Source organism: Staphylothermus marinus F1, assembly GCF_000015945.1.
Classification (GTDB): Archaea; Thermoproteota; Thermoprotei_A; order Sulfolobales; family Desulfurococcaceae; genus Staphylothermus; species Staphylothermus marinus.
In genome coordinates, this window is the sequence record NC_009033.1 from 532,327 (window position 1) to 549,399 (window position 17,073).

General features: G+C 33.5%; 22 protein-coding genes. 10 read left to right on the forward strand and 12 right to left on the reverse strand.

Features of this window, described 5'->3' with window-relative positions; all coding sequences use genetic code 11:
- The first annotated feature begins 47 nt into the window (after positions 1 to 47).
- Positions 48 to 377, forward strand: coding sequence for a transcriptional regulator (locus tag SMAR_RS02655; protein WP_011838824.1), 330 nt, complete (start codon positions 48 to 50; stop codon positions 375 to 377).
- Here the strand turns inward: SMAR_RS02655 and SMAR_RS02660 are convergent.
- Both SMAR_RS02660 and SMAR_RS02665 read right to left on the reverse strand, forming a co-directional pair.
- On the reverse strand, positions 361 to 693 hold the full coding sequence (locus tag SMAR_RS02660; RefSeq protein WP_011838825.1) for a DUF167 domain-containing protein: 333 nt from the start codon (positions 691 to 693) through the stop codon (positions 361 to 363). The two genes, SMAR_RS02655 and SMAR_RS02660, sit on opposite strands and share 17 nt — an antisense overlap.
- Before the next feature lie 92 nt (positions 694 to 785).
- On the reverse strand, positions 786 to 2,138 hold the full coding sequence (locus SMAR_RS02665; protein ID WP_011838826.1) for a TIGR04013 family B12-binding domain/radical SAM domain-containing protein: 1,353 nt from the start codon (positions 2,136 to 2,138) through the stop codon (positions 786 to 788).
- Between the two features lie 132 nt (positions 2,139 to 2,270).
- On the opposite strand from SMAR_RS02665, the gene SMAR_RS02670 reads away from it, so the two are divergent.
- Positions 2,271 to 2,567: a hypothetical protein gene (locus SMAR_RS02670; protein WP_011838827.1), complete on the forward strand. Its 297-nt coding sequence runs from the start codon at positions 2,271 to 2,273 to the stop codon at positions 2,565 to 2,567.
- A 23-nt stretch (positions 2,568 to 2,590) separates the two neighbouring features.
- Here the strand turns inward: SMAR_RS02670 and SMAR_RS02675 are convergent, their stop codons facing one another.
- Positions 2,591 to 3,274, reverse strand: a complete 684-nt coding sequence (locus tag SMAR_RS02675) for an HAD family hydrolase (protein ID WP_011838828.1) — start codon at positions 3,272 to 3,274, stop codon at positions 2,591 to 2,593.
- A 169-nt stretch (positions 3,275 to 3,443) separates the two neighbouring features.
- Between SMAR_RS02675 and SMAR_RS02680 the strand changes: the two genes are divergently transcribed.
- Positions 3,444 to 3,857 (forward strand): hypothetical protein, encoded by a 414-nt coding sequence (locus SMAR_RS02680; RefSeq protein ID WP_011838829.1) that lies wholly within the window; start codon positions 3,444 to 3,446, stop codon positions 3,855 to 3,857.
- A gap of 16 nt (positions 3,858 to 3,873) precedes the next feature.
- The gene (locus SMAR_RS02685) at positions 3,874 to 4,605 is read left to right on the forward strand and encodes a TatD family hydrolase (RefSeq protein WP_011838830.1); all 732 of its coding nucleotides are present in this window, start codon (positions 3,874 to 3,876) and stop codon (positions 4,603 to 4,605) included.
- Here the strand turns inward: SMAR_RS02685 and SMAR_RS02690 are convergent.
- Complete coding sequence (locus tag SMAR_RS02690) at positions 4,589 to 4,894, reverse strand: hypothetical protein (protein WP_011838831.1); 306 nt, start codon at positions 4,892 to 4,894, stop codon at positions 4,589 to 4,591. The genes SMAR_RS02685 and SMAR_RS02690 overlap by 17 nt on opposite strands.
- Before the next feature lie 199 nt (positions 4,895 to 5,093).
- On the opposite strand from SMAR_RS02690, the gene SMAR_RS02695 reads away from it, so the two are divergent.
- Positions 5,094 to 5,444 (forward strand): hypothetical protein, encoded by a 351-nt coding sequence (locus SMAR_RS02695; RefSeq protein WP_011838832.1) that lies wholly within the window; start codon positions 5,094 to 5,096, stop codon positions 5,442 to 5,444.
- Between the two features lie 23 nt (positions 5,445 to 5,467).
- Here SMAR_RS02695 and SMAR_RS02700 read toward each other — a convergent pair whose 3' ends face one another.
- Positions 5,468 to 6,097 carry a transcriptional regulator gene (locus SMAR_RS02700; protein ID WP_011838833.1) on the reverse strand — a complete coding sequence of 210 codons (630 nt, stop codon included), beginning with the start codon at positions 6,095 to 6,097 and terminating at the stop codon, positions 5,468 to 5,470.
- 222 nt (positions 6,098 to 6,319) lie between these two features.
- On the opposite strand from SMAR_RS02700, the gene SMAR_RS02705 reads away from it, so the two are divergent.
- Positions 6,320 to 6,709, forward strand: coding sequence for a hypothetical protein (locus tag SMAR_RS02705; protein ID WP_244372473.1), 390 nt, complete (start codon positions 6,320 to 6,322; stop codon positions 6,707 to 6,709).
- Here SMAR_RS02705 and SMAR_RS02710 read toward each other — a convergent pair.
- From SMAR_RS02710 to SMAR_RS02720, 3 genes are all read right to left on the reverse strand, one after another.
- Positions 6,706 to 7,014, reverse strand: a complete 309-nt coding sequence (locus SMAR_RS02710; RefSeq protein ID WP_011838835.1) for a hypothetical protein — start codon at positions 7,012 to 7,014, stop codon at positions 6,706 to 6,708. The two genes, SMAR_RS02705 and SMAR_RS02710, sit on opposite strands and share 4 nt — an antisense overlap.
- Before the next feature lie 54 nt (positions 7,015 to 7,068).
- On the reverse strand, positions 7,069 to 7,686 hold the full coding sequence (locus tag SMAR_RS02715; protein WP_011838836.1) for a hypothetical protein: 618 nt from the start codon (positions 7,684 to 7,686) through the stop codon (positions 7,069 to 7,071).
- A gap of 190 nt (positions 7,687 to 7,876) precedes the next feature.
- The gene (locus tag SMAR_RS02720) at positions 7,877 to 8,527 is read right to left on the reverse strand and encodes an L-threonylcarbamoyladenylate synthase (RefSeq protein WP_011838837.1); all 651 of its coding nucleotides are present in this window, start codon (positions 8,525 to 8,527) and stop codon (positions 7,877 to 7,879) included.
- Positions 8,528 to 8,668: 141 nt separating this feature from the next.
- Between SMAR_RS02720 and prf1 the strand changes: the two genes are divergently transcribed.
- The 4 genes from prf1 to SMAR_RS02740 all read left to right on the forward strand — a co-directional run bounded on the left by prf1 (position 8,669) and on the right by SMAR_RS02740 (position 12,890).
- Entirely contained in the window at positions 8,669 to 9,757 is a 1,089-nt protein-coding gene (gene prf1 / locus SMAR_RS02725) for a peptide chain release factor aRF-1 (RefSeq protein ID WP_011838838.1), read from the forward strand.
- Positions 9,758 to 9,865: 108 nt separating this feature from the next.
- A complete protein-coding gene (locus tag SMAR_RS02730; RefSeq protein WP_011838839.1) occupies positions 9,866 to 11,074 on the forward strand; it encodes a potassium channel family protein in 1,209 nt (402 codons plus the stop codon).
- A 77-nt stretch (positions 11,075 to 11,151) separates the two neighbouring features.
- A complete protein-coding gene (locus tag SMAR_RS02735) occupies positions 11,152 to 11,442 on the forward strand; it encodes a hypothetical protein (protein WP_011838840.1) in 291 nt (96 codons plus the stop codon).
- Between the two features lie 416 nt (positions 11,443 to 11,858).
- A complete protein-coding gene (locus SMAR_RS02740; protein WP_011838841.1) occupies positions 11,859 to 12,890 on the forward strand; it encodes a phosphate signaling complex PhoU family protein in 1,032 nt (343 codons plus the stop codon).
- A gap of 121 nt (positions 12,891 to 13,011) precedes the next feature.
- Here the strand turns inward: SMAR_RS02740 and SMAR_RS02745 are convergent, their stop codons facing one another.
- The 4 genes from SMAR_RS02745 to SMAR_RS02760 form a co-directional block, all read right to left on the reverse strand.
- Positions 13,012 to 14,607 (reverse strand): protein kinase domain-containing protein, encoded by a 1,596-nt coding sequence (locus SMAR_RS02745; protein ID WP_011838842.1) that lies wholly within the window; start codon positions 14,605 to 14,607, stop codon positions 13,012 to 13,014.
- An 85-nt stretch (positions 14,608 to 14,692) separates the two neighbouring features.
- Positions 14,693 to 15,043, reverse strand: a complete 351-nt coding sequence (locus tag SMAR_RS02750; protein ID WP_011838843.1) for an FHA domain-containing protein — start codon at positions 15,041 to 15,043, stop codon at positions 14,693 to 14,695.
- Complete coding sequence (locus tag SMAR_RS02755) at positions 15,036 to 16,286, reverse strand: vWA domain-containing protein (protein WP_011838844.1); 1,251 nt, start codon at positions 16,284 to 16,286, stop codon at positions 15,036 to 15,038. The genes SMAR_RS02750 and SMAR_RS02755 overlap by 8 nt, the downstream gene beginning before the upstream one ends.
- Positions 16,287 to 16,400: 114 nt before the next feature.
- Complete coding sequence (locus SMAR_RS02760) at positions 16,401 to 16,928, reverse strand: flavin reductase family protein (protein ID WP_011838845.1); 528 nt, start codon at positions 16,926 to 16,928, stop codon at positions 16,401 to 16,403.
- Positions 16,929 to 17,073 lie beyond the last annotated feature (145 nt).

The window sequence follows — 17,073 nt, forward strand, 5'->3', positions numbered from 1 at the left end:
TATCTTATAAGAATAAAAACATAGTGATAATACGTGGTGTTAGAGCATTGGATCAAGACGAGTTTTTAACATTGAGAGAGAAAATAATGAATTTACTAATAAAAACAGATAAACCATTAACTGTTAATGAGATCATAGCGTATCTAGGATTATCACCTAGAGATCATAGGTTAGTATATGATGCTCTGGAACATATTGCTAAAACTATTAGGAGGAGAACTGATAGTAAAATGGAACTCGTAATGGTTCCTCCTAGGTGTTTAAAGTGTGGATATGTGTTTAAGGATTTGAAAAAACCTCGTAAACCTAGTAGGTGTCCTAGATGTAAGAGTGAGAGAATCTCTCCTCCAGCTTTTATTATTATTGAGAAGAAATGATCTCTGTGAGTTTCTCCGCTAATTTCTCAGTATCTATATCTCTAACAAGGATCTTCTTAGATCTTGTTCTAGCACCATATATTATATCTATCTTGCTATGTGGTAATCCAACTTTTTTAGATAAAAACCTTATTAGCGCAGCATTCGCCCGCCCCTTCTCAGGTATTTCTGTAGTATAAAAGACAAGTTCGTCTCCTTCAAGTACTAATGCGTCTCTGTCAGAGTTAGGCTTAACATATATTGGTATAATAACTCCATCTTTAGATTCTTGAAGAATCTTTAGTATTTTGTTTATAACTTCATTATTTTCACTCATATATATGTCCCCTCTACATATTTTGTTCTAGGAAAATATTATTCAGGAGGTACTATATTATTATATATTACTTAGCCGGAGATGATGTGGTTCTATGGCGGGACTGAATAGTTTAGATGTGTTGAAACCGGGCGCTGCATGGATCCGGCTCTTATCCTTGGCATAATTATTCCTCTCCTTCTCAACATATCTATTTTTAAAGCAAGCTTTTCTTGATGAACCCACTGACCATATGCTTTTCCAGCTCCTATTAGTTTCATTAATTCCTTCTTAACCCAGCTAGGCACTTTTCCAGGAGGCATCCATGCATATGGTGAGCCCGGTAATGGTAGGAATACGTGTAAATGTATTCTTGCACCTATAGATACTAGTTTCTTTATTGAACGAAGAGTCTCATATAAGTCTTCACGTGTTTCACCAGGTAATCCAATTATATAGTCTACATTAGGTATGAAACCATATTTTACTGCGTTCTCAACAGCACTATATACGTCTTCGATGCTGTGTTTTCTACCAATAAGTCTTAACAATCTATTACTTCCCGTTTGAGCTCCGAGAATAATATTTTTGTTAGCTACATATTTTCTAAGAATCCTCGCAGCATCCCTGGTCAGGTGTTCTGGTCTGACCTCGCTGGGAAATGATCCATAAAATATTCTAGCGTTTTTCTTCTCTACATATTTCTTATAAAGCCTAAATAGTAGCTCTTCTATTAAATCCAATCTAGGCTTTCTACTAATAGTTTTTAATCCATATGCAAGAGAATCTGGAGAAATAAACCTGATATCTCTAACATTTTTTCTAATCATGTAACCAGTATATTCTACAATGTTATCTATACTTCTATGCCTCATATAGAATCCATGCATATAGCTTACCTGGCAATATTTGCATCCATAAGGACAGCCACGGCTTATCTCGATAGGATTAAACAATAATCTCCAATAAGGAAACGGAGGATAATCATCTAGTTTAATAGGTTCTTGTTTCCCAGTATAAATGGGTTTATCGTCAACTATAGTAAACAATCCCTTCACATTTAATAAGTCATCATCATTAACAAATGCATAAATAAAATCCTGAATAGTCTTCTCGCTCTCACCAATAAATGCATAGTCGAAACCAAGGCTTTTTATCGTTCCAATAGGATCTCCTGAAGGGTGAGGACCTCCAGCTATAGATATGCATTTTCCTTTATGTTTATTTAGTTTAATGACAAAGTCTAGGTAGGAATCATCAGCTAACATTGTTGTTTGTATACTTAATCCAATTATGCATTTCCTATATTTTTCAGAAATATTCTTAACGAACTCGAGGAAACCACTAGTTTTCTCAATCAAGTAAACATCTGCAATGTTTAAGGAATCTATTACAGCTGTTAAAGCATGTATACTATACTTAGCCCGTTGATCATAATATATTATTACTGCAGTATCTCTAACCATCAAAGATCAACCCTTACAATGCTTTAAACCATATAGTCAAACCAAAAAAGTTATCCGACTCTAATCCCTTATATAACCCAGTGGTTAAAGGTCTATAAGATGAGGATATAAAACATATAGGGTGACGAATACATGAGCAATATAAATCTAACACCACATGAAATCAAGTATTTTTCTAGAAAGGTAAGATTAAAAATACTGCATGAAGACGATGACGTAGTATTAATGACTGCTCCAAACGAGGACCAATTAATAGAGATCATAAAAGAGCTTATCAGCGAAAAACCCATGAATCTAAGAGAAATACATACGATACTCTCAGGAATTGCAAGCGAAGACAAAATAAGGCGAGCACTATTAACACTTGTAGAAAACGGATTAGCCGTTATGGATGATGATGGAAGATACTCTATTGTTCCAGAATTCTAGAACTAATTTTTCTAATAAAATAATTATTTCTTGAACTCTACTTCCCTTATTATTTGCCATAAATAATATGTTACATCGTATAGGTTTGACCCAACATATTCAGCGCCTAGTCTACGTAGACACTCCTTTCTTTTCTCGCTAAAAGCTATGCCGATAAACTTTATTCCCGTTCTCTGAGAACTCAGTAGATCCTGTCTATAATCTCCTATATAGACAACTTCGTCTCTATCTAATCCATAACTACTGAGAGCATAGCTTATTAGCCATGTCTTATCGAATAATTCTTCTTCAACGCCTCCTAGGATAAGAGTATCAAACATTGTATAAACTTTATCAATATACTCATTTAATCCGAAACGCTTGAGCTCTTCCCATATACTTGATTCGTGACATTCTCTACCAGAAACAATTATTGTTTTTAAACCAAGTGCTTTAACCCAGTATAGAAAATAATAAGCTCCCTCCATAGGATAACCATATCTAGTCCTATATACTTGTCTAAAATATCTCCAAAAACTGAACCGGTCAACATCCGGTGGAATATAGGCTTGTAGAGAATAATTTATCAATAAATGGAAAAACTCGTTAAAACCCAGGGTTTTACCAACAAATTTCTTTAAAGCTTCATTATATGCATCATAGAAATCAATCAAATTATTCATCAAGGTTAAATCATAATCCAATAATACAGCTTTAATTCTTGCCAATTCTTCTACACCTTAGCAATCAGTATTCGGGAGAAACCACATCGACCGCCGTCTCGGTAATCGGCAAATTCATCATCTATTCTAAATTCTAGCATCCTAGAATATATTGTTTCTATAAAATATTATTTATATACCTATAACTTTAAGCATGTGTGGGGCATGATACAGCATGAAAAACATTATTTACAAAATAGATAAGCCGGGGAAAATAGTTATTAATAAAGTCTCTTATAATGAAAACACAGTCCTAGTAACTATTACACCTTCAAAGTATAGAGTAATATGTAACGGAATTGATTTCCAAGAATTCGTATGGGGCGGGGAAAGAATATCATTATGGATAGTGAATGGAGAGCAAATTAGATGTTATATTGATAAATATGTGCTACAACCCATTATAGAGAATGTTTATTATGTTTCAAAGGAAGACACATATTCTATTCCAGATATTTTATTAGACAAACTTAGTCATGTTAAGGAAATTATAGAAAAACTAAGAAAGAATACAAGATTTGAAAAATTCTTTATTATGCTAGGTAATAAAGACCTTATACAGGATAACTTTATATATGTAAAAATCTAGCCTGGGAGGGTTTTTAATGATTAAATACATTGATATGCATTGCCATTGTCACGAATACAGTGTAGAAGAACTATCTAGTTTTATCGAGAAGAACATTTTACTAGTATGTGTATCCGATGATCCAGCGTCTAGTATGAAAACCCTTGAAATAAGAAAGAAACTCGAGATTACGCCGTGTGTAGGTATTCATCCATGGGAAGCACACAAGTATAATATAAAACACGCAAAAAATATCGCGGATCTAGCGATTAAAAATAATGTTAAGTGTCTGGGAGAAGTTGGGTTAGATAAGAGATTCGTGCCTAAAACATATGATCACCAGTTCAGTATATTTGAGATTTTCTTGGAAGCAGCTAAAGAATATGATCTAGTCTTAAATCTACATACAGCTGGTGCTTGGAGAGAAGTATATGAGTTACTGGTTAAGAATGATATAAATAGAGCATATTTTCACTGGTATACTGGTCCACTGAATTTGTTAGAAGAAATTACTGGTTCGGGCTACTATGTAGGAATAAATGCAGCATGGAAAATACAGGAAAAGCATAGAAAAGTAATCAAGCATGCCCCCCTTGAAAACATGTTGACTGAAACAGATGCTCCATACAAGTATAAAAGTTTAGAGCTACGCCCCGACTATGTAGTTGAAACAATAGAATATATTGCAAAAGTTAAGAACATGCCGGTTGAATATGTTTTATTTAAGATTAATGAGAATTATGAAAAACTATTTAAGTCTCCATTGTAGCTTTTGAAATATTCATTGTTGCCGGAATTAATTCTTCATTGCTGAATATAACTACGATGATTTTTGAACCCCTACTAAATACTGTAATCTCATAATTGTTCATTTTAACAGTAATATTTCTAGGTTTTTCATAACCAATTTCTTTAACTATAACGTTGATCATTCTAAACATATCATATCCTAATCTGATGGCTTCACGTAATGTATCAAAGCTCATATTGATAGGTGCACTATAATCAATGACTCTCCCCTGATCATCAATAACTGCTACTGCAAATCCCGTTGACATTCTACATGCTCTCCTCGCAGATTTTTGTTCTTCGAACAATAAATTAGCGAAGTAAAATTATAAAAGAGAAAAATACAAGTATTTATCCATAATATACTCCAGTATATAGAGCTCCTATATTATTTATTATACCAAAAATATATATAACAACCTAAATCTATATAGAAATAATGAAAATACATATAGTAGGGTGGTAGGTATGGAGATAGTATTTGAACAACCATATTTCATTGACGAAGATGTAGTGAAGCAGAGATTCATAGTTAGGAGTAGGAATATTTTATGGAAGGGAAATGTAGAAGCTGCTCGTATAGATAATCTAGGATTTGACAAGATCAAGAAGCTTATTTCAAATAGTCTTCTAGATGCTAATAGGGGATACACGTATAAAATGGTCGGCAGAATTAATAGCAGATATATGTATGAGGTTCGTTTAGTTAAGAATAATAATTTGAAATATGATAATGTTTCAAGTGTACAGATAAAAATTTATGAGACTAATGGAAAAACATTTATGAATATGGATATTGTACCACATGATTATGTTTAGATAGTAAAAATAACTGGTTATAATTAAAGTTTCTCTATGTATTCTATAAGTTCCTTTAAAGCTAGAAGTTTCTCCTTTATAGTGTTTATTATTTTGGTTTTCTCATCTATCTCTGCTTTGAGCTTTTCATTTTCTGTTTTCAGCTTATTTATTTCTTCTTCGAGCTTCTTTAGTTTTTCTTCGTATTCTTTCTTTACATTGTTTAGTAGTTTTAGTTCTTCCTCTAGCTTCTGTACTCTCTCCACCATTTCCGTGGGTACTTTAATGAATGGAACTACTATTTTTAGTTCTCCCTTCTTGAGTTTCTCATATGTTTGTAAGACTAGTCTGCCAGCTTTTGTCTTGCCGGAAAGATAAGCACGAATCATTGTTTCGCTTCTGCCTACTTCATCCGCGATCTTACTTATAGGGTAACCTGCTTTTTGTCTAGCTAGAGCTGCCGCTGCAACCGCTAAGCTATCCACCCACGTTGCTCTCTCTATAGGATCCCTTATTAGTTCTAATACTTCAGGACTATATAGTGTCGCTATAATTAATGCCATTTCTAGTTGTTGTATTTCTCTCTTACCTTGTGGAGCTAAAGGAACTCTAGATAGATCGATTGTTATTTCTTCGCTAAGGGGCTCAAGAGTCTTCTTCTCTTCTGCCACCATTTTATTCACCTTTCAATAACTTGTTTTATTCTAAAATAATATATATTATATGTGAAATATTAATTTATAGTTAACAACTATGTTACAATTAACCAAATAATCTGTATAATATTATACATTATACACTTTTTGTTTTTCTTGAAAAACTTACCCTATTTTTTATTTAGGTTTCAAACCATATGATTTTTCAGGCGATAAAGCTTGCCGCGGTGCCCATATTATTTGAACGGATTATGTTATAGTCCTAAAACTATTGAGAAATATGGTAGTCCAAGCAGTGAGCCTGTAAATCTTGGTTATTGTTTATCTGATAATTATAATGAATGCTCATATTATACTATTAAAAGCAGTGAAGAACTCTACAAGTATATGGGTATTGAAGAATCTACCAATATTTATTTACCTATACATATTATTCCCTGCAACTATAATAGTGAGTGCCCATTCTTCGAGGTAAAGCAGATCGAGGAAAACGTGTGTGTGTCGAGGTGTACTTATTTAGATAAATACATAACTCGATCATCTGTTGAGAAATGTATTAAATACTGGGATAAATGTCCATTCTATAAAATGGCTTCTGAACAAGTGGCTCATAGTTTATCGAAGCATTAAAGTACATTATTTTCTATTGGGACATGGGATTTATCAATTAAGCCCAGATATTTAGCGTCTCCTGCAATCATGAATATGTTAAGTAGTGTTTCTACGCTTGGTAATTTATCTATAATAATAGGATCGAGGTCTTCTACTATGAGAATAGGCTTATCATCTTCAATATTATTTTCTACTCTTAAATCTATTAGTAATTCATAGTCTTCACTATTAGAGTTTATATGGTCAACTACGTATTCAATTATTTCTCTAACTATTTTCGAGTAATCATCATCTCCTAAAAGTAAAGTAGCTCTAATGATCATTTCATAGACCCCATTATTTTATTGTTCTAGTTTATTTTTAAAGGATTACATTGATCAACGAATGCATTGGCTAACGCTCTTTATGAGGAGATTTATGTTTTCATAAATAGATTGAACAGATACTCCTTCTTTATCAACACATAAAGTAACGTTGTATCTTGCACCGATTCTCTTCATATTCATGGCTACTAATCTTCCGAATCCCCTACCAAAAACTATTGGTGACAACTCCATGTAGAGTTTCCTAGCTAGTTTTAGATCATTAGCTAATTCTGCATCAATTGCTATATTATATTTTCCAAGTTTAGATATAAATACTACTGTTTCACCGAATCTTGGATTTGCAATTATTCTTTTCAATAATTTATCGATCGGAGGATCACTATTAATTAAAATAATAAATGTTTGATCAAAAATCTTAAGAATTAATTGTATAGGTTGCTTCTTCAACTCATAAAAATATATCCTGACATAACATAGTTCTCCTTGGCAATGCTGAGTCAACATCTTAAAAACTGTTGCGAAACTAACTACTCTTCTTAACAATAATATGTAAAGCCAGTCTGAAGTAGTTTTATCCATTATTTTATCAAAATCTATTTTTTCCCGTAGATTTTCTAAAACAAATATTTCGGTTCCACTGGTATTTACATATAATATTCCGCTACTCATTTAAACCGCCTTAAACAAAATAATATTTTACTGTGGAAAATAAAAATCTATATCAGTTCATATTTTCTCCCCTAAATACCTGAATTATATTGTTAAAGTTAAATATGTAAAAGAAATATATTATGGATTTATATATTTTGTTTGCATTTAGAAACTTATACATATTATTAATTAGTTGTATTTTTGAAACTCATTCATGATTCTTTGAAACTATATGCTTGTAGAGCCTTATTATAGATCTATATGAAACTACTCCATCCCTAACTATGAGGGGTTTTTCCGATGTGAGATCTATTACTGTAGAAGGTTCCCCTATAGGGGCTGTGCCTGAATCTATATATAGATCAATATTGTTGCCCAACTGTTTAATTGCTTCCTCAATATTCTTAGCTGGTTTTAACCCGCTTATATTTGCGCTAGTACCTGTAATGAATCCACCGTTGAGTTCGGCTAGTTTTCGAGGCAGAGGTGATGCTGGTACTCTAAACCCGATTTTTTCTGTACCTAAATGTATTTCTTCAGAGAATATACTGTCTATAGGCTTCAATATAACTGTAACAGGTCCCGGCCAGATTACTTCGAGAAACCGCTGTAAATTATGGTTTATATTTGTAATAGAAAAAACAGCTTTAGGACTGGAAGCTAAAAGCGGAATTGGTTTTCCCTTTCTTTTCTTTACAACATATATTCTTGAAACACACTCATCTCTAAAAGGATCAGCAAATATTCCATATAATGTATCGGTTACCCCGACAACTAAACCACAACTTTTCAGGATCCTATATGCTTCCTGAATAATGTTTATAGATGGATTTATGAAGTTTGCTCTCAAAATGTTCAAAATACCCCTTCCCCCGACAGGGGCAAATATATAAAGCATTATTCATGTTTAACACTCTAGGATACTCTATATAAAAATTATCTAGTAAAGGAGCGTGTTGAGGGATGGGTTTTTAGCTATAGTGAGGAAAAAATTAAGTCATTGTATGTTGATAGAAGACAGCTCCGAGAAATAATTAAGGAACTTAAGAAATGGAGTGCTCCAGCTACTGTTCTCCTAAGTCTATATATTCCTCCCGGTAGGCCGGTTAGTGATGTATTAAATATGCTTCGACAAGAACTCTCAATTACTGATAACATAAAATTAAAGAAGACTAGATCAGCTGTTCAGAGAGCATTGAAAGCCGCTATTGAGAGATTAAGTAAGATACCGAAGATCCCTGATAATGGATTAGCATTATTTTGTGGCGAAGACATGGATACAGGAGACTTTATATGCTTAATGTTTGTTCCCCCAGAGAAAGTACCTGTTTATTTCTATAGGACAGATAAACATTTCCATACAGAATTCCTAGAAGAAATGGTTGTTGAAAGCAATCTAGTAGGCCTTATAATTATTGAAAGAGACGCTGCTACTTTGGGGTTATTGAAAGGGAGCAGGCTAGAAGTGTTAGAGGAGATAGAGGATTATATACCTGGAAAACATCATAGAGGAGGACAGAGTCAGCGAAGATTTGATAGAATAATAGAGCAAATGGTTCATGACTTCTATAAACGTGTAGGAGAACATGCTAAGGAAAAGTTCTTACCTCTACTTGAACAGGGCAAATTAAAAGCTATACTTATTGGTGGACCAGCATATAGTAAATATGATTTCGTTGAGGGAGACTATCTAGATTACAGATTGAGACAACTTGTTCTACCAAGACTTATAGATGTAAGTTATCAAGGAGAAGTGGGTTTAAGAGAAATGGTTATGAAAGCCTCTGATCTGTTAAAGGAACAAGAATACGTGGATGCGTTAAAAGCTGTGGAAGAATTTAAGCTCAATCTAGCAAAAGATGATGGAATGATAATATATGGTGAAGAAGATGTTAAGAGAGCGCTTGAAATGGGCGCTATTAAAACATTAATTATAGATGAAGATAGACCAGATGCTCATCAATGGGCTGAGCTAGCAAAGAAATATGGTGCTAAACCAGTATTTCTAAGTGATGATGTGCCTGAAGGAGCATGGATCAAGAAAACATTTGGAGGACTAGTAGGTATTCTAAGATATCGTATTTATTAAAGTAACTAGTTTATTTAGACTTATTTATACCAAATCACATATTGATTTTCAGAATATCCCAGATATTAGGAAATAAGAAAACATTATATATTGTTCTGGGGAAGAAAATTGCCTTTAAAAGCGCCGAGACCCGTTAAATATGAGCCTATTCCAGTAATAGATTTATTGATGGAAATGAATGTTTATTCGAGGCTAATGCTTGATCTAGCATATTATTCTGTAGTGGTTAAAGATACAAGCATCGCATATGAGGTTCAGAGAATAGAGGATAAACTGGATGCTGATTGGAGCCTACTAGTTATGCAAGCTAGTCTAGCAGTTAGATCTGCGAGGGACGCTGAAGAAATGGTTAGTGTTTATAGAATGGCTAATGCCCTCGATAAACTAAGTGATTCTGCCGCAGATATCGCTATGCTTGTTATTAGAAATATAGGTATAAGCGAGCCCGTTAGAGCAGCACTGCTTGAATCAGAAGAAGTAGTTACAACTATTAAAGTACAAAATAAGGGATTGGAGGGATTCAGTGTAGGTAGGCTATACGAGATCATGACTGGATTCAACATATTAGCAATTAGAAGAGAGAATTACTGGATAATTAATCCAAGCGAGAACGAAGAAATACGTTTAGGAGACATATTAATAGTTAGAGGAACACTTGATTCTTTAAATACAATAGCAAATATTCTAGGCGATAAACTAGCATTGAAGAAACCATTAGTTGAAGAAAGAGAGAACAAAATTGCGAAGAAAATAGCATATATGAAGAATATAACGGATGTAATGATTGATCTAGCTTTTCATGCAATAGTAAACAATGACAAGCTAGCTGCTATAGAAGTATTAAACCTCGAGGAAATAGTCGATGATACAATACATAAAATGATACTTACAATAATAGAGAAGTTCCACGATAACCCCGAAGAAGCAACAGGGCTATTAAGTTTTGTTATCAGTATGGAGAACGTGGCGGATGCGGCTGCCGAGCTCGTCACTCCCCTAGCATCAAACCTGCCAATTCACCCTATAGTGAAACGAGTCGAAGAGGAGAGTATTGAGAGAATAGTTAGGCTAAAGATTCCCTCAAACTTCAAAGAAACACCTCTAGGAGAACTAGGCCTAGACGAACTAGGCGCTATTCCCATAGCTATTTATCGTGGAAGAAAAATTATACCGTTACCAAATGAGAACACTGTTATCAAACCAGGCGATATATTGATCGTAAAAATCTATAGTGGGATGGAGGAAAACCTAAACGAAAAACTAGATAACTACAATATTGAAATAGAAGGAATAGAGATCGAGGAGGAAGAAGATTAGAAATAAGTTTAAACATTAAAATACTAGTCAAAACAAAATATTATATGTCTACATAAAGCTATTCTAGGAGATTAATTATGGAGTTACACATGGATCCCAGCTATAAACGTGCCCTTTTAAGATTAATCATAGATGCAGGATTAGAAGAAGACTTTACTAAATGGCTTGAGCAACAAGGATACAAATACATATTTGGTAGACTAGACAATATACCCGGCGAACTAATAGAAACTTATGTCAAAATACGTAAACTACTTAGCAACGAAGACGAAGATGAGAAATTATTTAGAGAAATAATGAAGATGGAAGAAATAGAACCACCTGAAAAAAGAAACTTCATCCCAGCCAAGAAGAAATTACCAAGATAACCATATATAACCTAGCCGTATTCTCTTTTCCTAAATACTTTATTTTCGGACATATATCTACAAGTAATTTTCTTCACAACTAAAATATTGTTGAAGAATTGAATGTTTTAATGTGTTATAGCCGGGAGTGACCCGTCCTACGCTCATACCCTCCCGGTACACGGGAGCGTTGCGTAGGCTCCGGGGCACTCTAAATACTATATGGTTTGTTAATATTTTATATTTTATCGATTTATGCATTAATAGTAAATGTAACATATTTGTACGAAGAGGATGTGTTCTATATAGAACATCCCCACTATAGTTATATCTAACTAATTACTAAGAACATATTATTTAAATACGAATTTATAAAATACATATATGCAAAGACATATTTGGATATGAATATATATGTAATGGTGTGGTGCTGAAATATGGTTGAGAAGAGGAAAATACAGAAAACCGGATCATCGTCATATATAGTAACATTGCCTAAAGACTGGATAGATAGTATGGGGTTAAAATCAGGAGACTATGTTTTAATATATGAACATGAAGGTAAACTCATCATTACTCCTCCAAAATTAGAAGCAGGCATGTTAACAGGGGAGATCAGGGTTCTAAAACCAATTGAGAATGATCAAGTCTTCAGAATACTTGTTGCAATGTATTTGTCAGGATATAGCAGTATAACCGTAACGTTTGATAAAAATATTCCAGAACTGGCTAAGAGAATAAGTGAGCTTAAAAATCATGCCAGAATAAAGCTTGCTGGTATAGAAGTTGTTGATGAAACCTATAATAGTGTTATGATGAAGATCCTCCTAGACCTTAAAGAATTACCATTAATAAGGGCAACTAGACGATTACATTTGATCGTCAATAATATGTTACTAGATGCATTAAAGGCATTCTATACCAAAGATACTGGACTAGCAGAAGCTGTTCTGCAAAGAGATGATGAGGCTGATCGTTTCCATTTCATGATTGTTAGACAACTTGCTCTCGCACTTCTTGATATTAGAATCATGAATGAACTAGGCATATCAAATCCTGTAGAAGCTATAAATTATAGGATACTAGCGAGAAATCTTGAGAGAATAGCTGATCATGCCGTAAACATTGCTAAAAGAACATATCATAGACCAGACGATTGTGTATTATGTAAGGAAACATATGATATTGGGCTTAGAATAAATAGTTTATTTAATAAAGCAATGGATGGGTTATATAGGCTTAGCAGGCAACAATCAGAAGAAGTTATATTTGAAGCTCAAGAGATTATAAAAACAATTGATAATATGCTTTTCAACAAGATACTAGTTGGCGATATTAGTGATCAGGAGAAAATTGTTCTAACAATGGTATTTGATAGTTTGAGAAGAATAACGAGATATAGTAGTGGAATAGCAGAAGCAACCCTCAATATTAGAGCTAGTAAAAGCTCTGTTATAGAAATTAAGTGATTTATAGAAAACATATCTTAGCTAAAAATTACTGGTTTGGAGAGAGGAAAGTAAAGGATCTAGTACAATTTAGTTTATTTACCTAATCTTATTAGTATTAGTAGGAAATATGCTAGAATGCCTATGATGGAATGAGGTTTGTGTATCCAAGCTCCTTAATGTTGTTTAATAAATCCAGCCACATAGCTACAGAGTCTTGATACCTATCTGTTTCGCTGAGAGTTATTGATTTCTTGATGACTTTGGCTAGCTTACTTGGCAAGGCCTTATCTATTATTTTAATTTGTTCTCTATCATAATCTTCTATTATAGTAAGCAGTTGAGTTACAAATGTTTCTACCGGTATTTTATGTTTTTTACTATTATATTCATGGTATAAAGCTTCTAGTCTCCTAGCATACTGGACTAGCTCTGGGTTTTCGACTAGAAAAACTCTTAGAGGAACAGGTGTTCCATAAATATTTTTAAGTGTCAACAAGTTTAGCAAGATTCTACTTTTCAGCTTCTTACCTGTTGCAGCGTAGAATAAAGTTATTCCGAGACTATAGACGTCATAGTTATAACTTGCTCTTCCACGAACTAGAGCTATTGGATCAGCATATTCTGGTGTTGATTTCTTTAATTCGATCACTGAATTAAAAATATGAGGCAATCCTACAAAGTCTCCTATTAATGGAGCGTATCCATATGGTTCTCCCTCATCTTCTATTAACAATATATTTTGGGGTTTGATGTCCATGTGTATAAAATGATTTATATGTACTAAAGCCGAAGCCCCTGCAAGCCTGATTGCTAGAAAGGCTAGTTCTCTTTGATTCAATGGTTTCGATTTGATCTTTGTATCTAAATCACCTAAATTAGCATAATCTTCTAGAATCATTGGTGGACTTTCAATATATTCTTCTTCTGTAAAAGATGTTCTTAACATAATAATTGCTCTTGGTCTAAGAATATATTTACGGTAAAAAATTAGTTGATCAGCATAGTATTCGTCGTATCCTCTAGATACTAATCCTTTCCTGATACTATCCTTTGTAGACGAATATACTTCTAAACTGTTAATTATGCCTTTTAAGACCTCGTTTAATGCGTTAGTATTAGTGCTTATAGCTAATGGTTTACCATCTACAGTTTTCTCTCTAGGTATTTTTACAGCATATCTATGTTCAAACTTGTCTTTTCCCAAGAGAACATACATATATGCTCCTTTATCCGTAACAATTTTCTCGATATATAAGTCGTAGAGAACCTTGTTTACCCATATATATGGAGGTTTTTCCTCTCTCTTCTCCCGAAGACTTTCTTCGACGTATACTTTAATAGTGTCTGGTAGACTATCAATAGTGATTACTCCAACATTATATTTTACAACTGGATTATTTGGATATATCTCTTTAAACAAGGTATTATATGCTAATCCGCCAACGAGTTGTACACCATCTTTTGTTTCATAAACCATTGATATTATAAGTGTTCCAGCAATTATAGATCTTATAGTCCATCTTGAATCTATTGATTTTATAACTAAGTATAAAATAGAATTTTGTTTTAGAGCTTCTATACTCTTATTTTTTAAATAATTTAAACATTTAACTAGCTTGGCTTTCTTATTTACAATTAATACTTTCTGTTTCAGTAAAATATATGATAAAACTACGGGATCAATAAATTCCTTGCTTGCATCATCTATTTTTGTGAAAGGCTTAAATTCGACCACAATATATCCCCTACTAACTTGAACTATCACTATGACTTAAAACATCTGATGTATTATTATGTGAATATTTTGGATATATTGTCATTTATTCCTGGGGTTTCTCCTCAATGGTAGCTGATAATATTGTCAAACCAACCACTATTTCTGAGTTATTATTTATCTTCTTGGGACCCTTACCTCTTATATCTTCGTTATCAACAATGGTCCCATTTGTACTATCTAAATCTTCTATATACCATTCACCGTTCTCATAGAAAATTCGAGCATGTCTCCGTGAAACATAGGGATCGGGGATTACGATATCGTTTGTAGGGTATCTGCCGAGTACGTATTCACCTGGTTCTAGAGACCATTCTGTTTGAGGCATAAAGAAGTTACTCTTTACAACTCTAAGTATTAGGATTGAATTTTTTGGTTCAACTTGTTCTTTACTCATTCTTTTCACCCTCTCCTTTCTTTTCTTCTTTTAATCTACCTGAAATAATCCTGGATATAACTGAAGCCATTTCCTTCGAGGTTTCAGGCGTTAACCCTTCTTTTTCTATGCGTTCCTTAATATTAAGAGTTTTAGCTGTTAATCCCTCACTACCAACACGCATAGTTGTTTCTACTAATTCTTCTAACTCTTTCTGTAAATCTTTAGCTTTTCTTTTTTCAAGTGTTTCTTGTAATTTAGTAGCTGTTCTAATCATTCTCACCTCGGCTAATACTTTTTCATCTACTTTAACAGTTGAAGCTTCTTCTAGTGGTTTAACCTTGATCCTTATAGGTATTGGTGTTGCGAATTCTTGTTCTTCTGTTTCCGGATTAACATATGATATTTGTATTTCTCCAATGTGTGCTTCTCCTATTAGTAGCGGAGGAGTTGTTATATCTCCTACAATATCGATTATTTCACGATAGTATATGTCCCCGATTTCTACTTCGACACCCTCCGGTATATTATTGTATGGTCTATTGTATATGTCTACTCGGAAGCCAGGGCTTAACCTGAACAGTACTGCTACGTTTTTAGCGCTAATTTCTTGTGTTGACTTAGCATACTCCGATATTAGCTTTTCTAGCGAAGCTGGGTCACTAACGTGTTCGAATTCACCATTAAGCACCATAGCCATTCTAGATAATAGTTTCTCGTTATATTCTGTTCCAACACCTATTATTAGGGCTGAAGCTCCAGCTTCACGTAGTTTCTTGGCCATTTCAAGTATTTTCTCTGGTTTCTTCTGTCCAGTAGTTGGTTCGCCATCAGTGATGAATATTATTCTAACAAGAGATATAGCTCCGCTTTCCAAGACTTTTTTCGTTTCTTCAACTAGTTTCTTCAATGTATCATAAATGTTTGTTCCGCTTCCAAGTTTTAAACCAATAATAGCCTTCTCTACCTCGTTTCTATTAGTTGCTGGAACGGGTTCTAAAACTTTATAGAATTTTCCTGCAAAACCATATACTCCAACATAATCCTTATCACGCAGTATATCCAGAAGTCTTAACGCTGCTTGTTTAGCTCTAAAGATTTTTTCTCCGTCCATCGAATAACTAGTATCAATAACTATTAGAAATGCTATCGGTGGGTGAGCGCTATATACTCCTTCAACAGATAATACAAAAGGAATAATATCCTCTCTCCCCTCAATTACTGAATCCTTTCCCATCCTAAAAGATGCTTTGATATATTCCAACTAAACCCCCTATATATACAATCTATCTATACATTAATCTATGTATATTTTTACTAGGCAATAATAATATACCTAACTATGAATTTACCTATATGCTATAAATAAACATGTTTATTAATGATCAGTTTTAGGAACCAATATTTTATTCTCGAACTTAGCGAATTTATTACGAGCTACATGCGCTATAAATCCAGCATCTAGTTTTGGTTCATCATTCCAGTACGCATTCTTATCATATGTATAATCAACTACTTCACCGACAAAAAATGTATGATCACCATAATCCTTCGAATCCACCAATTTACATTCAATATTTGCCAACGCTTCCCTGATACTTGGTGTTTTAATGCGCCTAGAAGCAGTAAATGTAATTTTCATATCTTTTATTTTAGCAGGTCCACTCTTCGTGCCAGCAATCCATACATCATCCAACATATTAATGCTCGGCACAGCTATTACGTATTCTTTATATTTTGTAATCAATCTATGTGTGTATCTTTTGGGCGAAACAGCTACGCCGACTAGGAATGGTTCAGAAGAAAGTATTGTTACCCAATCAGCAGTCATAACATTTATTTCTTCACCTAGTCTACCTGAGACTACCAAGTATGTCCTCATAGGGTATAGTAGCCGATAAAACATTTTCTCACCTAGCAATATATTATAATAATTTTTGTAGAAAAATCTCTCGAATGATTTTTCGGAAAATCATTGAAACAAGATATATGGATGGATATTATGTAAAAATATTTATTAACATATAGTGGAGCAGAATTAATTGAACTAG

Excerpts from the sequence above, each read along its gene's own strand:
- SMAR_RS02660 (WP_011838825.1), bottom strand. The coding sequence starts at position 693 with ATGAGTGAAAATAATGAAGTTATAAACAAAATACTAAAGATTCTTCAA.
- SMAR_RS02665 (WP_011838826.1), bottom strand. The coding sequence starts at position 2,138 with ATGGTTAGAGATACTGCAGTAATAATATATTATGATCAACGGGCTAAG.
- SMAR_RS02670 (WP_011838827.1), top strand. The coding sequence starts at position 2,271 with ATGAGCAATATAAATCTAACACCACATGAAATCAAGTATTTTTCTAGA.
- SMAR_RS02680 (WP_011838829.1), top strand. The coding sequence starts at position 3,444 with ATGAAAAACATTATTTACAAAATAGATAAGCCGGGGAAAATAGTTATT.
- SMAR_RS02685 (WP_011838830.1), top strand. The coding sequence starts at position 3,874 with ATGATTAAATACATTGATATGCATTGCCATTGTCACGAATACAGTGTA.
- SMAR_RS02690 (WP_011838831.1), bottom strand. The coding sequence starts at position 4,894 with ATGTCAACGGGATTTGCAGTAGCAGTTATTGATGATCAGGGGAGAGTC.
- SMAR_RS02695 (WP_011838832.1), top strand. The coding sequence starts at position 5,094 with ATGGAGATAGTATTTGAACAACCATATTTCATTGACGAAGATGTAGTG.
- SMAR_RS02700 (WP_011838833.1), bottom strand. The coding sequence starts at position 6,097 with ATGGTGGCAGAAGAGAAGAAGACTCTTGAGCCCCTTAGCGAAGAAATA.
- SMAR_RS02710 (WP_011838835.1), bottom strand. The coding sequence starts at position 7,014 with ATGATCATTAGAGCTACTTTACTTTTAGGAGATGATGATTACTCGAAA.
- SMAR_RS02715 (WP_011838836.1), bottom strand. The coding sequence starts at position 7,686 with ATGAGTAGCGGAATATTATATGTAAATACCAGTGGAACCGAAATATTT.
- SMAR_RS02735 (WP_011838840.1), top strand. The coding sequence starts at position 11,152 with ATGGAGTTACACATGGATCCCAGCTATAAACGTGCCCTTTTAAGATTA.
- SMAR_RS02740 (WP_011838841.1), top strand. The coding sequence starts at position 11,859 with ATGGTTGAGAAGAGGAAAATACAGAAAACCGGATCATCGTCATATATA.
- SMAR_RS02750 (WP_011838843.1), bottom strand. The coding sequence starts at position 15,043 with ATGAGTAAAGAACAAGTTGAACCAAAAAATTCAATCCTAATACTTAGA.
- SMAR_RS02760 (WP_011838845.1), bottom strand. The coding sequence starts at position 16,928 with ATGTTTTATCGGCTACTATACCCTATGAGGACATACTTGGTAGTCTCA.